The sequence below is a fragment of the Paenibacillus cellulositrophicus genome (assembly GCF_009363095.1).
Taxonomy (GTDB): Bacteria; Bacillota; Bacilli; order Paenibacillales; family Paenibacillaceae; genus Paenibacillus_AQ; species Paenibacillus_AQ favisporus.
In genome coordinates this window covers 969,274-983,881 of the sequence record NZ_CP045295.1, presented here as the reverse complement: position 1 = coordinate 983,881, position 14,608 = coordinate 969,274, and the positions used below count along the sequence as shown (strand labels likewise).

Below are 14,608 nucleotides of genomic sequence, written 5' to 3'. Positions count from 1 at the left end.
TATGGGGACAAAGGGAGAAAAAGCGGAGCTCCGACGTCCCCGATATGCCGTTGGTCTGATGTCCGGGACGTCGGTGGACGGCATCGATGCGGCAGTCGTTGAAATCAACGGCAATCAGGAGGAGCCTCCAGGCGTGCGTCTGGTCGCTTTTGAAAATTCGCCTTACCCGGCGGGTGTCAGGGAAGACATTTTTGCTTTATTCGATCCATGCAACGCAACCGTTGACCGAGTTGGAAAGATGAATGTGCTTTTGGGAGAACTGTACGCCGAGGCGGCTTTGTCCGTGATTGGAAAGGCGGGGCTGTCCGCCGAGGACGTTTCAGTGATCGGTTCACACGGTCAGACGATCTACCATGCTCCAAGCATGGAGCCGTACCATGGCCGTAACGTGCATTACACCGTGCAGATCGGAGAAGGTGCGGTCATCGCGGCAAGAACAGGGATTCCTTGCGTGTCGGACTTCCGGCCGGCGGACATGGCTGTCGGCGGTCAGGGAGCGCCGCTGGTTCCCTTTACCGAATATTTGCTGTACCGGGAGGAACACCGGACATTGCTGCTGCAGAACATCGGCGGCATCGGGAACATGACGGTGATTCCGGCCGGATGCAGCCCCGGTGAGGTATATGCTTTCGACACAGGCCCGGGTAACATGATCATCGACGGGGTCGTGGAGCGGCTGTATCCGGGACAATTAACGATGGATATTGGAGGAGCGATCGCTCGGTCGGGCACCGCCGATCCGCGTCTGCTTGGCCGGCTGCAGCAAGAGGCTTACTATTCGCAGCCGCTGCCGAAATCGACGGGCCGCGAGCTGTTCGGTTCCTCTTATATAGATAAGCTTCTGCATGATGCCGAAGCGCTTGGCATGAAGGCGGAAGACATTGTCGCCACAGTGACGATGCTGACCGCCTGGTCGATCGGCGACGCCTATCGCAGATATGTGATGGCAGGCCATCCCGCCGATGCGATGATCGTTGGCGGCGGAGGCAGCTACAATCCGGTGCTCATGGAATGGACCCGCAAGGAGATGGCGAAGGCAGGCGTTCAAGTGCTGACGCAGGAGGCCATCGGCCATAACAGCGATGCGAAGGAAGCCGTGGCGTTTGCCGTTCTGGCGGATTACGCGATCACCAACCGGCCGAATAACCTTCCGCATGTGACCGGCGCTTCCAGACCTGTCGTCATGGGCAAAATCAGCTATTAAAGGGATGGAGGGACTCATATCGAGATGGTTGTAACATGGAGTGACCAATACACTGGTGCTGTCATTGGCTTGTGGAACACGGTAGCTGTGCGGGACGGCTACAAAGAGATGACGGAGGCAAGCTTCAGCGGCATATTTACGGATAATCGCTATTTCGATCCGGAGAACACGTTTGTTCTCGTGGAAGAAGGCGAAGTGAAGGGCTTTGCCTGCGGCTGCACCGGCAGCGATTTGCCGCTTGGAGATCATGCGGGGTACATCACCTGCATCGTGCTTGCCGACGAAGTCTGCACGGAAGACAACTACAAGATGATGCTGGAGCATCTGGAAGGGCGCTTTCAGTCGCTGGGCAAAAAGCAGGCCGACGTACTGTTCTTCAATCCGATGATGCTGCCCTGGTACATACCGGATACGCCGCGCCACGAGCATAACAATGCGCCCGGTGTGCCGACAGGCAGCAGGCTCCATTCGTTTTTGCTGGGCCAGGGATACGTGGAGAGGGCGCAGGAATGCGCGATGTACCTGAATCTGTCTTCGTTCTCCATCCCGCAAGAGATTCGTGGGAAAGAAGAGAAGGCCAATGCCGAGGGATACACGGTGGAGCTGTTTGACGACCAAGGCAAGCATCACGGCGTTACGGACATGCTGCAGGGCTTCGATAATCCGCTGTGGCAGAAGGAAATCGCCCAATCGACCGAGGACGGGGTGCCTGTCGTCGTGGCGGCGCACCACGGTAAGGTGGTCGGATTTGCCGGTCCGGTTATCCGCCAGGAGAGCGGGCGCGGCTATTTTGCCGGCATCGGCGTTCACCCCGAGCATGAGGGACACGGACTCGGCAGCATCCTTTTTTTTAAGCTGTGCGAAGCATTTCAGCAGATCGGGACGGATTATATGTCCCTGTATACCGGCAGCACCAATCCGGCCATCCGGATTTACGAGAAGGCAGGGTTTAAGACGGTCCGGACATTTTCGATCATGAGAAGGGAGTTTTAAAGCGATGAGCGAACAGAAATTGACGATTATGGCGATTGGCGGCCATGTTGGAGATGCAGAACTGACGGCGGGCGGCGTGCTTGCCAGCCATTCCTTGAAGGGCGACCGCATCGTCACGCTGGCACTGACGGCAGGGGAACGCGGCGTGCCCGCAGGTCAGGATATGGCGGAGTACCGCCAGCAAAAGGTGAACGAGGCCAAGGTGTTTGCCGACATGCTGGGGGGCGAGTCCATCGTGTTCGACATTCCCGACGGCGAGCTGAAGGATACCGAGGACATGCGTCTGAGAGTATGCGACGAAATCCGGCGCGTGAAGCCGAACATCATCATTACCCACTGGAAGAACAGCATGCACAAGGACCACGCGACAACGCATAACATCGTGAACGATGCGCGTTTTTTTGCCGGCCTGGCGTCTTTTGAGCGGGAACTGCCCGCGTTTTTCGCTTCCAAGCTCTACTATGCGGAAAACTGGGAGGATGCGGTGGATTACAAGCCGTACGTGTACGTGGACTTTTCACAGGAGGCTTTTGACCTGTGGGTGAAAGCGGTATCGCAGCATTGGTTCGTCACGAACAGCAAGTCCTTCCCATATCTCGAGTACTATAAGCATCTGGCACGCGTGCGCGGAATCGAGGCGCGTAAGGAGTACGCGGAAACGTTTATGATTCCGGCGGAAACGATGCGCCTGCGCCAAAGCGAACTGTAAGCGGAGCCAGGCATTTCATGCGCGCTTGTGACTGTGACGATACCTCTGTTACAGTCATTTTTTTAGGGGCGTACACTAATTTCACTACCAGGAGGTCACAATGATCGCTAACGGAATTGACCGGATCGAAGATTATGCCCATCTGCTCCAAGGGAAGCGGCTCGGGCTGATTACCTCACCGACGGGCTTAAACCGTAAATTTGAATCCACCATTCAAATCCTGCATGAGCGGTTCCAGCTGACGGCGCTGTTTTCGCCGGAACACGGGGTTCGGGGGGATCAGGCAGCAGGGGCGCAGGTTGAAACCTACCGGGACCCGATTACCGGCGTGCCGGTGTATAGCTTGTACCGCAAGGACTCCAAGCGGCTGAGCGCGGAAATGCTGGACGAAGTGGATGCCGTCGTTTACGATATCCAGGATGTGGGCGTGCGCTACTATACGTTCATTTATACGATGCTGTACGCCCTGGAGGATTGCGCCAATGCGGGAAAAGAGTTCATCGTCCTCGACCGGATCAACCCGCTGGACGGGGTGACGGTGGAAGGCAACGTCCTGAAGCCCGGCTTTGAATCGTTCGTCGGCAATTACCCGCTCGCCGTCCGCTATGGCTTGACAGCCGGCGAGGTGGCGTCGATGGCGAACGAGCAAATGGGCTGGAACGCCCAACTGCATGTCGTTCCATGCGGCGGCTGGGACCGGAACATGCTGTTTCCCGAAACGGGAAACCTCTGGGTCATGCCGTCGCTCGGGCTGCCACGCTTTGACAGCGCGCTCCTCTATCCGGGAACCTGTTTGTTCGAGGGCACGAACCTTTCCGAAGGACGGGGAACGACGGCGCCTTTTGAAATCGTTGGCGCACCGTTTGTTGAGGCGGAGAAGCTGGCGGACGAGATGAACGGCATGAAGCTGCCCGGCGTCATTTTCCGGCCGGTTTATTTCAAGCCGACGTTCTCCAAGCATGAGGGCGAGCAGTGCGGCGGCGTGCAGCTGCATATTACCGACCAGCGGACGCTGCAGCCGCTCGAGACGGGAATCCGGCTGATGTACACGCTGAAGCGGAACTATGAAGCATTCGAATTTTTGCCGCCGCACAAGGGCAACAAACTGCCGTTCATTGATCTTTTGGGCGGGGATGATCTGTACCGGAGCGAGCCGCTGGATCTGTCGGCCTTGCTGGAACAATTCCGTGAGGAAGCTCGCTCGTTTGCCGACATGAAGCAGCAGTATCATATCTATTAGACAGACGAAGGAAGGGATGACGATGCGGTACGTAGCCGGGCTGGATGGCGGCGGAACGAAAACGGCGGTCGCCGTCGCCGATGAGAGCGGCGAAGTAATCGCCGCCTTCGAATCCGGCGGCATCAATTACAACGGGCAGGACGAGGCCAGCATCGAAGCCAGCCTGCGCGACATGCTGGGGCGGATCGGCGAGGCCGCCGGCGGGCTGGAACGCTGCGCCTATCTGTGCATCGGTGCCGCGGGGGTCAGCAATCCCGCCGTGAGCGCCCGCCTGACCGCCAGGGTCAGGGAAAGCGGCTATGCGGGCGGCCTTCTGATTACCGGCGATCAGGAAACGGCATTGAGCGGCGCGCATGAAAGCGAGTACGGCATGATCCTGATCGCGGGCACGGGGTCGATCTGTTACGGCCGCAACGAACGCGGCGAGACCCATCGCACCGGAGGTTGCGGTCACCTGATCGATGATGAGGGCAGCGGGTACGCGATCGGCCGGGATCTGCTGTCCGTTCTGGTCCGGGCCCATGACGGCCGGCTGCCGAAAACGGTCATTACGGACCTGGTCTACGGCAAGCTGGGCCTGAAATCGGTACGCGACATCATCGGCTACGTGTACGATCCGGCCCGGAGCAAAAAGGACATCGCCGCGTTGGCGCCGCTGCTGACTCAGGCATGCGAGCTCGGCGACCCTGCTGCTCTGGGCATTGCGCAGCGCAGCGCGGCTTTGCTCGCCGAGCTGGTAGGGCCTGTTGCCGAGAAGCTGGCGCTGCAGACAGGGGCACTGGCCATGGCCGGAAGCGTGCTGCTTAATAACGTGTATACCCGGGACGCTTTTCTGGAGCGGCTGCAGGAACGCTATCCGGAAATCACCTGCATCACGCCCAAAAAAGACGCGGCCAACGGCGCGGTGCTGATGGCGCTGAATCGTCTGCGGGAAGCAAAATAGCCGCATGACCAAACGGTGAACTGAAGTCGACCGCCAACTGGCGGCCAATAGCAAAACCTCCTTTCCTTGCGGCATATGCCGGCATGATAAAGGAGGTTTTTTCGCTGTAAGCCTTAAGATAAGGATAAATTTCTCATACCGTCGCTTGGATATGAATCGTCATGCCGGCCGGGCTCCATTGCAGTACGGGCTCCATGCCAGTACGAACCATCACGACGGACACCTGAACAATCCGCAGAAGCAGGATATTTCAGTAATACGGAAGAAATAGGTAGGCACAGAGGGGCGTATAATGCATAGGAAAATCGGAATGAGGTGCGCATTAAATATGGATGACTTCGAGTGGATTGAACGATACCGCCTTGCTTTGCAAAAGTATTCCGCCTGGCAGCTGCGGTACATTCCCGGACCGGAGATCTGGTCGATCGGCCAGATGTACGATCATCTGATCGCCGTTGCCATGGAGTACATGGACTTTGTCCAAATTTGTGCAGAGAGTACGGAGGAGCAGCCGCTGGGCAAAACGCCGGCTGGAGAAGACATGTTCCGGCGCGGCGGCTTTCCGCCGGTCAAGATCAAGCTGGAAGGAGCGCAGGCCGCCAGTCCGAATAACGCGCTAAGCGGCGCAGAACTGGACGAGGGGCTGGCGAAGGTGATAGCAAGAATGAGGGAGTGGGAGCCGAAATTGGAGGAGGTTCATCCGGACGGCAAAGTCCGGCACGGCGGCTTCGGCTGGCTGAATGCGCAGGAATGGTACCGGCTGATCGGCATGCACTTCCGCCACCATTTGCGGCAGCAAGCAGAGCTGGAAGAACGGCTGCCAGAGCATCCCAGGGAAATTTAAAAAGGATGAATGCCGGGTCAGCTGCGGATCGAATAGGGAGCAAGCACCTTTTTCCAAGCTTCGGCATCCCCTTCCCAGGTCGCTCCGGCGGGCATCCGAACGAAGCGGATCCGCGGGTGGCCCGAATCGATCTCGTCCGTATCCGGATCACTGCTGTGCAATACAAATAAATAACGGAGATGTGGATTCGTGTAGCTGTTCTCGATCGTCTCGAATATGCGGAAGGCATCTTCGGTATGCTTGACCGTCCGGATCAGCAGCACGTCTTGGACGGATGAGAGGCAGCGGTTGAAGCGTCCGATCCGGCGTTCCAGCCTGTCGCGGAATTCAGGATAATCGAAGAGCGGGGGCAACTTTGGATCGTATTTAAAATCGTGAAAGGACAGGCAGGTGCTGGCCTTATCCCGTACATAGTGGCAGTTGACCGAATGGCTGTAGACCTCCAGATTCGGCAGCAGCATAAACCGTTCAAATCGCGATTCAAGCACCTGGCAGAAGCCCGGGGTTGAGGCGAAGTTGAACCAGTCGAAAGGACCTGCTGCCGTGCGCAGCCCGTTCCTCCGCAGCTGGGAGGCGACCTGGCAGCTGCTGCCAAGACTGAATATGGCATCGAAGGACTTAACCATGGTCATGGTCAATTCCCCCTTTCTATGACCAGGACTGAACCTATGATATTCGCGGCGTTCTTTATCGGAAACGGCACAAATCTATTTTCTACCAAAATGCTGTGCCGATAAATTTGCTATAATACTAGAGATTACACCGATAAAGGAGCCACAGAAATTAACATGACGGAATCCAAAACGTTGGGAAAAACCCAATTTCAGCAGGTCCGCGAGTTTCATTTGGGCTTTGACTGCCCCGCTCCGGAAGAGCCGCAGGCTTTGAACGACAAGCTGGCGATGAACCGCGCCGCCTTTATTATGGAGGAAGTGATTGAACTGCTGCATGCCACCGCCGGCAATGACGACAGGTTCCAGGCATTTTTCGCCGAACTGATGGAACGGGCGCAGGATACATACCGCAAGCAGCAGCAAAAAGCCTATCCGGAGGACAAGCTGATCGGCCAGATCGATGCGTTCACCGACATTCTCTACTTTGCCAACGGCGGATTCGTCGAAGCGGGCGTGGAGCCGGACAAGATTTTTGAGCATGTCCATAACGCCAACATGGGCAAGCTCTTTCCGGACGGAAAGCCGCATTATAACGAAGTGGGCAAAGTGATCAAGCCGGACCATTGGGAGCGGGACTTCGCTCCGGAACCGAAAATCGCGGCGGAGATCATCCGGCAGATCGAGCTCGGTCCGAAGCGGTTCAAGTAAAGCTGCAGGGGATGAGAGGGAACCAAAAGAAAAACGGCTCATGGCGGATGGAATATCCGTTCATGAGCCGTTTCTCTTTATCTAAGTATGACCACCAATTATGAAAGTAAGACTTAGTAGTTTGCGCCGTGATTAAACGGCTTGATTGCGTCCTTCGTGTCGTAATTAGCGCCGTGATTAAACGGCTTGATTGCATCCTGTGTGCCGTAGTTTGCACCGTGATTGAACGGCTTGATTGCGTCCGCCGAAGCCACCGCCGCTAAGAGTCCGCTAAGAAGTCCAAGCAAGATTACTGTCGAGAGAATCGTTTTTTTCATCTTTTAATTCACTCCCATAGGTAATTTTTTTAGACAACGGTGTAGTCAAATCTGCAAACCTCTGATTAGCTTGTCTACGACAATATTATCAGAAAATGTAAAAGTCTGTAAAGGGTTATCGACAAAAAAAATCAACATTTTCTTTCCGCAATTCGTATAACAAGAAGAATGCTTCGGACAGCTGCAAAAGAAGCCGGAAATTGTCTGGTAGGGAGGTAAAAATATTGTCATTACCTGGCATTCGCGGCCGCGTCTATGATAAATTCATAGGGAATGGATGAAGGGGAGGAATCGATGAAGAAAAGGATCAACCTGCTGAATCTCGTATTTTTTGTGCCTACGGTCATTTTAAGCTTCGCGGTTTGGAACGATTACAAGCAGGACATAGCCCGTGTTGAGGACCGTCTGCAGACGGTGGAGGGTTTGTTTTACCTGGATGGGGGAAGCAAGGTCATCAGCCTGACGGATGGCTCTGACGGTATGGATGCCATTCTTTACGATGCGGCGACGCATGAGGAAGTAACCACGATCCATTTGCGCTCCAACATACATAATCAGTTTGTAGGCACCTATCAGAAAGGAAATCTTGTGATCGCTACGACGGATGACAGTTCGGGGCTGCAGTTGAACGTCATTGGCCCCGGCGGCCATGTGGAGGAGCTTGTTAAAGGTACGCTGGAATTTGACGGCTTTTTAACATCGGCCGTTCATCATTGGAATGGCCGCATGCTGGTCGGAGGGGAAACGGCAAATGACACCTTCGTCGTCGGCGAGGTGAAGGACGGACTATTCCAAACGGCATATCTCAACGAAGACACGGGACTGCCCGCAAGGCCGACGTTAATGTCCGAAGTCATGGGCAGTTTTAACGGCAGCCGCGCCGTCCCCCTCTATGAACTGGATCTGAAAGATGGCAGCACCGCATACGTCAGCGGCCTATTGAATGCACAGCACAAAGCAGCCATGCGGATCATTCCGGAGGGAGGATCTGGCTTTGATGCAGAGGATCTAGCGGAGCAGCAGTTTGCCGCACTTGCCGGTGTGGATCCTGCCCGGCTGTGGAGGACCGAATCCGGTGAACCAAAGCAGGTACGGACCTACGATGCGGTCAAGGGGGATTGGGGGAGTGTCGTTAAGACCCCTGCTCCGGTATATCAGGCTGCCGTCTTTCCGCTGAACGACCGCGAGACGCTCATCTTCGGCTCGACGGCAAAGGACGAACGGAAAGGCCAAGTCACCGGATATCTCTACGACCGGCAGACCCGGTCGTTTATAGACTTGTCCCAGCCATTGTCTAGCCTGGAACCGGGAGATGTAAGCAGCGGCACGCTGTCCTTTTACAAGGAAACCGGAGATGCGACGCTGTACTTTACCGAAGCAGAAAAGTCGGCCGGCTGGCTGAACGTCAAAGGGGGCATTCTCACCCGCATGACCGGTGAATCGCTGCAACCCTGGCAGATTGCCGAAGGCGCCGACCGGATCTCATGGACAAGCTTCGCCCATTATCTGAAGCGCGGCAATGCGCTTGTCATCAACTGGGCGATTTGGCTGCTGATCCCGCTGGTGCTGTTTGGCGGTCTCGGACTGCTGATCCGGATCATGACAGCCAGACAGAAGAAGTTTACGGCCAAAGGAACGATTGTGCAGGGGACGGTAACCCGTCTGCAAGAGACCGGGACCTACGTAAACGAACAACCGATGATCCGCTTTGACATCCGTTTCGAGGATGAAGGAATGATGAAGGAAACGAGCATTAAGAAAGTGGCTTCATACCTTCATGCCCCGCGCGTGGGCGATCCCGTGCTGATCAGCTACAACCGCAAGAAAAATCGCGCAGTATTCGTGACGGGTGACGATCTGCCGCAAACCGCGCCCGAGGTCATCCGGGACGCCGTCCTGACGCGGATCGACAGCTATGGCAAGGCAGGCCGCGGTGAAGCGCTATTGCTTCATTTCGATACCGGCGGACAAACCTATGCCATCCCGGTAGTGCAGGCAAACGGCTTTGCCTACCGGACCGGGGATAAGGCGGATCTCATGCAGATCGGCGGCATCACCAGGCTGTACAATTACAACAGAACACGTGACCCGAAAGGGGCGGACCAGCTTACGCTGGAAGGCGAAGTGATCCGGATCGAGCATGTTCCTGTGGAGATCGTGAACAGACAGCTGATCCTGTTCGAGCTGCTGCTTTCCCATGGCGATCAAAGGTCACGCAAGGTTAACAGCCAGTTCGTGCCGGTTCGCCTGCCAGTTGCGGTAGGTGCGGTCATCCCGGTGTCGTTGAACAAGACGGAGTATGAACAAGAGCTTCGCCTCCTTCGGGGTAAGCAGGGCAGCGCCAACGTGACGGCAGTACAGTTTGATGGCACCGTCGGCGAACGGCCATTTGCCCGCATTACCGTTACAAGAAACGGAATTTCGTACCGAATCGAGCAGTCCATCGAGCCGGTATACGGCGTGGAAGTCGGCGATGACCTTTGGATCGCTTATGATGAAGAGACGAGGGAAGCCGTGATCGTACAGTACGCTTCTGCGTAAGTATACATCGCCGGTGTTGGGAGAGGAGAGAGAACGACGATGAATATTGAAGATGCACAGCTGCTGCTGAAATGCCATGCTTTTACCCATGACCGCATAGAGCATTGTAAAATGGAAAACGGCTTTCTGGGCAGCCTAAGGCCCTTCCGTGGGGAGCTGCGCGAGGGGAACTTGCATGAGGTTATGGCCGCCCTGCGCGCGCTGTCGGACGAGCTGGGCCGGGACCAGGTGAACCGGGAACTGATATCCAGCCTGTGGGGCCTCTACCATTTGGCCCGGGCCTGGGCTTTGGAGCCGGAAGGCATGCTGCGTTCGAACGGCCTGCTTTCGAAGGCACAGATCGAAACGATGGAAACGTGGCTGAACCTGATATCCTATGCCGTCATGATCCTGCTGGAAAATGGCGGCGGGGAGGAAGCGTTCCACGGTTACCGGGAATACGTGCGCAGCCGGGTTCTTCCCCTGAAGGAGGAGCTGGAAGCACTGCTCCCCGGCAAAATCCAGGACGAGGAAATCCTCGGTCTGTACGATCAATATAGGGATCATGGCGGGGCGGCACCTTCGTGTCTGGATGAGTTTGAGAAGAAATTCGGCATCCTTCTGCCGGAGGATTTTCGCGCCTTTTATGAACAAAAAGACGGAAGCGGCTATGCCTTTCATATCCTGTATCCGGGTGAGGACGCGGAAGAGGCGGCTCCTTTTTATCTTATGTCCCTCGCCGAAATGGAGGACGTCAAGCGATATTTCTGTGAGAGGGATGAACTGCTGGAGAAATATTATTCACCGGAGGAGATCGCCAAGCTGGATCGCGAACTCAAGCCCTACCTGTTCCACCGCCAGTGGTATCCGTTCGCGAGCATGGCCGGAGGGTCGCTGTATCTGATGCTGGACCTGGATCCGAGCGATGAGGGGACGTACGGGCAGATCATCAGCTACATCCATGATCCGGATTTCGTGTATTACACGGCCGACTCGTTCACGTCATTGCTGCGTGAGTCCAACCGCAATCTGGCCCAATTGGAGGAAATCGAATACTGATCATGCTGACATCGATATTAAACCAATATCATTCCTCCTGGAGAGGAGAGATTACACAGGGGGCAAGCGGCTGGAACAATACGACCCGGTTTATCGAAGGAGCGGAGGGGCGCGGCGTCCTGCGAATTTACGAAACGCATCGGGACATCGATAAAATCCGGTTTGAGCACGCCGTGCTGGCATCGCTTGCCCGGGACAAACTGGACTTCCGCACCCCTGTACCCATACCTGCCCTGACGGGCGATACGATCGTCCAGCTGGATGACGGGAGCGGGCGTTATGCTTGCCTGTTCAAATACATTGACGGCATCCGTCCCGAATCCACCGGTTTTCGGGCCGCGTATTCCTTCGGGGAGGCGGCGGGCAGCCTCTCCGATGCGCTCAGCCGGCTCGTGGTTGCTCCGTCACCCGCCTACCGGCCATACTATGAGCTGGCCCATTCGTATCCGGGGTGCAGCCCGGAGCGGGTGGGGCAGTTCTGCATCGCGCCGCCTGAGCCCTTCCGCGGATTGGAAGGCCCGCTTCGCAGGATCGGGGAAGCTCACAGGGAGGTCATCCGCGAACTTGAAGGGCTGGAGCGCCTGCCGCAGCAGCTTGTGCATGGGGACCTGAATACTTCCAATTTGCTGGTGGATGCAGACAAGCCTGAGCAGGTCACGGCGCTGCTCGACTTTGAATTTTGCACCCGTGACGTACGGGCGATGGAGCCCGCTGTCATCCTTCCGGGGCTGCTGGGGGACGACCCCGATACCGGCATGGAGGCGGCCGTTCAGTTTTGCCGCGGCTTCGGCAGCCGCGTCCGACTGGCCCCGGATGAAATCCGGGCGATCCCGGTGCTGATGAAGCTGCGGAACGTGGACGTGTTCCTGCATTTTATGACCCGGTACGATGAAGGTACGGACGGCCCCGAGGTGCTGCGCGAGCAGATTCCGGCCATTGGTGCCGAACTCGCGCGGCTGGAACGGAACAGGACAGCGGTCGAAGCTCTGCTGGAACGATACCTGTGCCAGGAATGACAGCAAAGGCGATCTCCCCAGTTAACGGGAAGGTCGCCTTTATTTTCAGAAATATCCTACCTAACTTAAGAACCATTTGCCATTTTGCGATGATTGTAAGGATCGTTTCCTATATCATGCGGAGCAGCAGACGTTGATGCTTGTCGACCAGGGCTTCTATCGAACGATAGGGATAAAAATTGTTGCGTGTATTTCTGTGCTTCTTCAAACCTCTTCCTGTTTCTGCAGTAACGGGAGAGCATCATGAGAATCGACAGGTAGATGGTCTGCTCTTCCGGACGCATATCGTCATGCTGATAAGCATCAAAGCGCTCCGTCAAAGGCGCGATATACTCATCGACGTTAAGATCCTGGGAAAGGGCACATTCTAAAAGGGTCAGCAATCCGGATAACGTTTCGGATGGATGCTGATTTAGAAATTGGGCGTACTCCTCGAGTTTTGTAAGATTTCCCGACAGAAGGTGTACAGACAGCGAATTGGCATAAGCATAAAAAGCATATTGGTCGAGTATCCGCTGGCTGCGTTCGCTTCCGTCCAAAAACCGGCCAAGATCTTTGTACTGTTCAATGCACTTCAGCGATTCCCCGTATTGCTTGTCTTTTTGATAGCCGATTCCCTTCATCAGCAGACTATATCCTATATAATAAATCATCGGTTTTTGTGCCTGTTTATTGTGAATAAATGATTGATACGCGTCGTTGTAGAGCTGATCCGATCGCCGAATCAGAAGAGTCCAATTTTCTAATGAATAGGCGTTGTTCAGGGCAGATACGGCCGTATCCAAATTCATATCTCCATCATTTGCGCAATCGTCCATGGCGTCCTCCTAGCATTCCTATTTCTTCCAATGAGTAGAGTATATAAGGTAGTCCTGCTACGGTCAATTTATTGAAAAAAAGAACACCGGGCGTGGTCGCTGCGATTTTTGCGGTTCAACAATCCGATACATGCAAAAAGGCGGCCTCCCCAATATGACGGAAGGTCGCCTGCTTATGCGTTACATTATTTCTTTTGCACCGTAATCGTCCAGGATGCATCGTCGATCTGTTCGAAATTCGTGACGGAGTGGCCGGCTTCTGCAGCCCAGCGCGGTATGGCTTCGGTGGCCTGCGTGCAGTCGAAGTCGATGACCAGCTCGTCGCCGCTGTTCAGCTCTTCGATCGCCTGCTTGGCTTCAATTAACGGGAACGGACAGACCATGCCCAGAACGGCTAGTTTTTGTTGTTTCATGGAAGTAACCTCCTTAAGATGTGACTAGTTTAACGTAAAGCTCCTAATTAGGGCTCCTAATTAGGTTGTCGTGGTTTGCAGCGAAGCGGACTGCTTCAGCTTGGCTTTGGTGCGAGGGCGGACGTACACGAAATAAGAAGCCGTCCATGTGCCCAAAATCATAAACACGAGGGATACCCAGCCCTGCCATGTCATCATGGCGGTCATGACGAGACCGTTACCGATCGAGCAGCCCCCTGCCCAGCTGGCGCCGAAGCCCATCAGGATGCCGCCGGCAAAGCTCGAAACCGCCGTCTTTGCATCCGGGGCACGGAAACGGAATTCCCGGCTGCCTTTGGCGGCGATGAAGGATCCGACAAGGATGCCCAGCACCAGGAACATGCCCCAGTTCACATACTTATCGCTGTCTCCTGTAACCAAGTACTGCAAAATGTTAGCGGAAGGCGTCGTGATCCCAAGACCCGACATGCGTCCGGTCGCCTCGCTCAGCGGCCAGGCCAGCAGGGCGATCAGGCCGACAAGAATGGCGGTAAAGAACGGATGCCAGCGTTTTTCGAACAGCAGATGGCTGAGTCCGGAACGCTTCGGCTTCATCGCTGGAATGGCCACCTTCGGTTTGCGCAGTGTCCGGATGACCATCACGATCGTAATGATAGCTAAAAGGGCGATAAACGGCCAAACCGAAATGCCGAAGGTGTCCGGAATGGAGTTGGCCGGAGCTTCTACTTTCTTAATTCCGTTATTGAGCGGCGCCAAGGCACCCGATTTCATCGTGGCGCTCATCGCCATATAACCGAACAGTGCGATCCAGCTGCCGATCAGTCCTTCACCGGCCCGGTACCAGGTTCCAGTCGCACATCCCCCGGCTAAAATAATACCAATCCCAAATATAAACGAGCCGACCACGGTGGCCACCCAAGGGAACGTGCCGGCGCTGAATTCGATGAGTCCAAGCTGGATCAGCGCAAACACGCCGATGCTCTGAATCGAAATGGCGATCAGCAGGGCATAAAACATGCGGTTGTCCTTGGTCAGATACATGTCCCTGAATCCGCCTGTCAGGCAGAAGCGTCCACGCTGCATGACGAAGCCGAGCAGGGCGCCGCACAGCAGGCCTGTTAACATCAACATGACGTCATTCTCCTCCTTTTCCTATATACGAGTAATTCACTTTGTTTTATCGGTATTTATGATTCTAACAAACGGGCAG

The 14,608-nt window shown here is 55.5% G+C and carries 15 protein-coding genes; 10 read left to right on the top strand and 5 right to left on the bottom strand.

Going from position 1 to position 14,608, the window contains the following annotated elements:
- Position 1 precedes the first annotated feature (1 nt).
- The 6 genes from GCU45_RS04395 to GCU45_RS04370 all read left to right on the top strand — a co-directional run bounded on the left by GCU45_RS04395 (position 2) and on the right by GCU45_RS04370 (position 5,933).
- Positions 2 to 1,204: an anhydro-N-acetylmuramic acid kinase gene (locus GCU45_RS04395; RefSeq protein ID WP_152398209.1), complete on the top strand. Its 1,203-nt coding sequence runs from the start codon at positions 2 to 4 to the stop codon at positions 1,202 to 1,204.
- 24 nt (positions 1,205 to 1,228) lie between these two features.
- The gene (locus GCU45_RS04390) at positions 1,229 to 2,197 is read left to right on the top strand and encodes a GNAT family N-acetyltransferase (RefSeq protein WP_152398208.1); all 969 of its coding nucleotides are present in this window, start codon (positions 1,229 to 1,231) and stop codon (positions 2,195 to 2,197) included.
- Between the two features lie 4 nt (positions 2,198 to 2,201).
- On the top strand, positions 2,202 to 2,906 hold the full coding sequence (locus tag GCU45_RS04385; protein ID WP_076171086.1) for a PIG-L deacetylase family protein: 705 nt from the start codon (positions 2,202 to 2,204) through the stop codon (positions 2,904 to 2,906).
- Positions 2,907 to 3,006: 100 nt separating this feature from the next.
- Positions 3,007 to 4,146: an exo-beta-N-acetylmuramidase NamZ family protein gene (locus tag GCU45_RS04380; RefSeq protein WP_152398207.1), complete on the top strand. Its 1,140-nt coding sequence runs from the start codon at positions 3,007 to 3,009 to the stop codon at positions 4,144 to 4,146.
- A 22-nt stretch (positions 4,147 to 4,168) separates the two neighbouring features.
- Positions 4,169 to 5,089, top strand: a complete 921-nt coding sequence (locus GCU45_RS04375; RefSeq protein WP_152398206.1) for an N-acetylglucosamine kinase — start codon at positions 4,169 to 4,171, stop codon at positions 5,087 to 5,089.
- Positions 5,090 to 5,417: 328 nt separating this feature from the next.
- Positions 5,418 to 5,933, top strand: a complete 516-nt coding sequence (locus GCU45_RS04370; protein ID WP_152398205.1) for a DinB family protein — start codon at positions 5,418 to 5,420, stop codon at positions 5,931 to 5,933.
- A gap of 17 nt (positions 5,934 to 5,950) precedes the next feature.
- Here the strand turns inward: GCU45_RS04370 and GCU45_RS04365 are convergent, their stop codons facing one another.
- Positions 5,951 to 6,565 (bottom strand): DUF1796 family putative cysteine peptidase, encoded by a 615-nt coding sequence (locus GCU45_RS04365; protein ID WP_152398204.1) that lies wholly within the window; start codon positions 6,563 to 6,565, stop codon positions 5,951 to 5,953.
- 156 nt (positions 6,566 to 6,721) lie between these two features.
- On the opposite strand from GCU45_RS04365, the gene GCU45_RS04360 reads away from it, so the two are divergent.
- A complete protein-coding gene (locus GCU45_RS04360) occupies positions 6,722 to 7,255 on the top strand; it encodes a pyrophosphohydrolase domain-containing protein (RefSeq protein ID WP_152398203.1) in 534 nt (177 codons plus the stop codon).
- A 113-nt stretch (positions 7,256 to 7,368) separates the two neighbouring features.
- Here the strand turns inward: GCU45_RS04360 and GCU45_RS04355 are convergent, their stop codons facing one another.
- Positions 7,369 to 7,572, bottom strand: coding sequence for a hypothetical protein (locus GCU45_RS04355; RefSeq protein WP_076171102.1), 204 nt, complete (start codon positions 7,570 to 7,572; stop codon positions 7,369 to 7,371).
- A 294-nt stretch (positions 7,573 to 7,866) separates the two neighbouring features.
- Between GCU45_RS04355 and GCU45_RS04350 the strand changes: the two genes are divergently transcribed.
- From GCU45_RS04350 to GCU45_RS04340, 3 genes are read left to right on the top strand one after another with little or no spacing between them, the layout of a single operon-like run.
- Positions 7,867 to 10,113: a hypothetical protein gene (locus tag GCU45_RS04350; RefSeq protein WP_152398202.1), complete on the top strand. Its 2,247-nt coding sequence runs from the start codon at positions 7,867 to 7,869 to the stop codon at positions 10,111 to 10,113.
- A 39-nt stretch (positions 10,114 to 10,152) separates the two neighbouring features.
- On the top strand, positions 10,153 to 11,151 hold the full coding sequence (locus tag GCU45_RS34475; protein ID WP_341874539.1) for an SMI1/KNR4 family protein: 999 nt from the start codon (positions 10,153 to 10,155) through the stop codon (positions 11,149 to 11,151).
- Between the two features lie 2 nt (positions 11,152 to 11,153).
- Positions 11,154 to 12,167: a phosphotransferase gene (locus GCU45_RS04340; protein ID WP_152398201.1), complete on the top strand. Its 1,014-nt coding sequence runs from the start codon at positions 11,154 to 11,156 to the stop codon at positions 12,165 to 12,167.
- A gap of 65 nt (positions 12,168 to 12,232) precedes the next feature.
- On the opposite strand, the gene GCU45_RS04335 is transcribed toward GCU45_RS04340, so the two are convergent.
- The 3 genes from GCU45_RS04335 to GCU45_RS04325 form a co-directional block, all read right to left on the bottom strand.
- Positions 12,233 to 12,985 carry a hypothetical protein gene (locus tag GCU45_RS04335; protein ID WP_152398200.1) on the bottom strand — a complete coding sequence of 251 codons (753 nt, stop codon included), beginning with the start codon at positions 12,983 to 12,985 and terminating at the stop codon, positions 12,233 to 12,235.
- Positions 12,986 to 13,170: 185 nt separating this feature from the next.
- Positions 13,171 to 13,398, bottom strand: coding sequence for a sulfurtransferase TusA family protein (locus GCU45_RS04330; RefSeq protein WP_145158678.1), 228 nt, complete (start codon positions 13,396 to 13,398; stop codon positions 13,171 to 13,173).
- A 60-nt stretch (positions 13,399 to 13,458) separates the two neighbouring features.
- On the bottom strand, positions 13,459 to 14,529 hold the full coding sequence (locus tag GCU45_RS04325; RefSeq protein WP_145947712.1) for a YeeE/YedE family protein: 1,071 nt from the start codon (positions 14,527 to 14,529) through the stop codon (positions 13,459 to 13,461).
- Positions 14,530 to 14,608: the final 79 nt, after the last annotated feature.